We start from the raw sequence: 3,448 nt of genomic DNA on the forward strand, positions 1-3,448 counted from the left end.
CAACCGTATAGTTGCTATCCTGGTAGGTTTCAGCCACAGTTCCATTATCATCTGTGTCAAATTTGCTTCGACTCGTTAATCCATTGGTGACAAAGTTGTTGTAACCATCAAAACCATTGATCATTCGGGCTGCTTTCGCTGTTACTTCATATTCTTGGACTAAATCGGTGCAATCGCCGACTAAATCGGTGCAATCGCCATCGCCATTCAAATCAATCTGATAGAAGGCTTCATCATAGTTTCGTTTTTGCGCCGCTTGTAGGGTACTGAGGTTAGCAATGTGTTTAATACTGCCATCAGCGTTTAAGTCATACCCTGTTCTGGCAACCCCAGCATTATTTCTGAGGTCAAAGTCTCCTTCATTGCGGAAGCCAAATCGGAAACCTGCATTTAGGTTTGTTCCTTGGGTATCAGCCGCAGTAGTTGTAGATCCTGAGAGAACTGTTACAGCATCCGCCAAAATCGTTGCGGGTCGCCAACTATCTCCTGCTGTACAACCGGGAAGTCGAGGATCACCGGGACGACAAGCAAAATTCTCATTTAAGTTACGGTCGGCTTTGGTAATCGTAGATGCCGTTTTGCCAATAGCGCTGGTTGAGCGTGTGTAGAAATTACCCCAGTCCGCAGCTAAGGCAGTTTTGAATTCTTCCTGGGTATGGGGGTTAAACTGACCTTTAATATAAACTGGAAGGTTAGAAACCAGAGTTAAGCCTTTTTCACGGGTAATGGCTTGAATTTTCTCTTCATTATTACCCCCTGTCAGAGCCGGGTTACAACTGCCTGCGGTGTCCCGTGCTAAACATTTACCATTAATCAACATAATGCCATTGGGACGACGAGTGGGGTCAACCCAAGAGTCCGTTGAACTGGCATAAAGATCTGCACCTGTGCTGTCGGGCAGTGCATCGTCACGGCTGGCATAAACAATACCACTCAAGGGGAGCAGATATTCTTTACCTCCTTTTGTTGGCCCGCTTGTGGTTTGAGCAATTTGTTGGGTTCGCAGTTGAAAAATATCGAGAATTGTTGCTCGGATTTCTAAGGGTTGGCGATGTTCCAGGGGTAATTGGTGAGTTTTATTTGTTGGTGCAGCTACTTTTGTTTGCGGATTTTCCTGATAGATGGTAAAGGTTTCATCAACATTAGTGGTAGTTGTATTATCCTGCTCAGTCGCTTTGATTTGTCGGGCATCTAAAAAGGCTGTTTCTCGAATCGCCCCATGGGGAATGGGAGGATTGCTTAAGGGTTTGAGGGTTCCATCCAGAATGCCATAGGCACAGAGGGTAGCATCAACGGCCGCTTGTTGCGATAATGTCCGAGTCGTTGCCGCTAAGGCATCTCTTAAAGTGGGATTAACCCAGCGACCATCGGGAAAAACCAGCTTGGCTTGATTGCTCAAGGCGGTGCTGTAAGAACCTTCTGCCGGTGGGGGGCCATAGACAATGCCATTATTAGACCGACCTTTTGATGCGGTATTCCAGGCGGGTAGGGTTATGACTTGTCCTGTGGGATCTTTTTCGATATTTCCAGTAGCATCCAATTTATCGACTCTCAGACTCTCCATATTCTTGGCGGTTAAGGCCGTTGATGGATCATAGTAACTACTGACACAGGCAATGGGGGTTTGTTTAACGTTAGTCCACTCTCCTTTTGAATTCGCTTCCTGATTTAATTCTTGAGAAAAGCTACTTTGAGCATAGTGGTATACCACCGTTGCCCGCATTTGTAAATCTCCTTTAGTGGGAGAGGAAGCATCTTGGTTTTTCCAACGTTCTCCATCACCGGCTTCTTTTGTGCTTGCAGCCAAGGTTGTCAGGGGAGTCAGACCATCGGCATCATATAGACCACTATTATCAAAAATTTTCGATCCCCCAATTTTGGTATTGTTAGGGGGAACAATTCTCGGCTCGGCAACAGACATCGGCATCGTATCGGGCCAGACAATGGGATTCGTTTGTGATGTAGAGGTTTGATAAGCTCCCGCAATCACTTTTCCTGAACTGACATCTAGTTTAGGTGGAGGTAAGAAAGAGTTATTGCGGCTATAAATTCCCGCGCCTGTAACAATTCTTAAGCCACCATAGGGCTCATCAGCCGTTTTAGGGGTTGTTCCAGAGGCAATTTCCCAGAACCCATCTCGGTCGGTTGAACCGACATCGGGTAATTCTTGAACACGAGTTTGGCGATAACGTGGCTCCGTTGTGCCTGTCCAATAAATGGGTGTTGAGCCAGCGAATAAAAATTGAGGTGTGGAGCCACTTTGTTCTTGCTCATTGATATACCATTTCAGGGGTAAACCATTCCCAACTAAAATGCGATCGCCTAAGTAGTTTTCTACGCTTAATCCTTCTGGATTACTGGCTTCCATTCGATAGCCAGGGGTGGTAGTTCCAGTTGCAATTAAGCCATTTACCCTAACATTAATATTAGCATCTTTTCCGCCGTTGTTTATCTGGTTTGGGTAAATCCAAGTATTAGGAGGTTTAACAACTGAACCACTAACCGTAAGAGTAATAGGGTCTAAATCCTCTGTTATTCCAGCCTCAACTTCTTTATAAGGAACTTTCCTGACGCGATCTTCAAAATAGGTTCTGAGGGCTTTATTCCGTTTATCGGGATCTGTGATCTCATTAAATAAAGTTGCAGGAGCCTGACTCACTAAATAACTGAGGCGATCTTCATAAGCTTGGCTATTGGATAAAACTTGAAGTGAACTATCAGTAACGGTACGATTATTTGCCGCTGCATCAGTAATTTGTTGTGTTTTATTTGGATTTAGAGGATTAACATAAGGCCCTTGAAATAAATGAACACCCACATCATTAGAATCACTTGGATCGGTTCCAATACTTGCCCCATTAATTACGTCACCCCCTACAATAATTTTGCTATTTTCTGGATCTTCAAAGAAACAAGACCCCGGAGCACTAACGAGGAAAAAGGCTAACCCACTATATTGAGTTACCATCAAATTACTATTGGTCATCACCCGGCCATTCAGTCTAAAAAAGGGGCCACCACCAGGAGACAGTTCTAAATCGTCTCGGTAAACAACAGCATTATTATTAAGGGGAATTCGAGTCACATCTTGTTGATATTCCAAGGCAGAAATAGCCGTTGTTGCTTTGGCTTCTGCTCCTGCACCATCATATTTTGCCGTGTTCCAGCCCGCAATTTCACTTTCTGCGATGGGAACATTAACAACATAGGTAAAAATAGCTTTTTGTAGTTTACTGCCAACGGGATACCACCCGCCTCCAACTAAACCCGAACTGGTGCCCTCCACTTGACAACCTGATTTGAGATTAGATGTTGCTGTGTAGGGTGGAGTTCTAGCATCTAAAGGATTTCTAGCGGTGTTTGTATTGATAGGATTTCGGAAATATATTCCGTAAATTGTCCAAGTGTCAAATTTACCATTATTATCAGTATCAACCGGAAACTTCCA

General features: G+C 44.3%; 1 protein-coding gene. It reads right to left on the minus strand.

Going from position 1 to position 3,448, the window contains the following annotated elements:
- Nucleotides 1-3,448: hormogonium polysaccharide biosynthesis protein HpsA (hpsA, locus tag ACKPEB_RS16200; protein ID WP_408965986.1), on the minus strand; the 3,448-nt coding region annotated here is incomplete at both ends.

Source organism: Planktothrix sp. (assembly GCF_046067725.1).
Taxonomy (GTDB): domain Bacteria; phylum Cyanobacteriota; class Cyanobacteriia; order Cyanobacteriales; family Microcoleaceae; genus Planktothrix.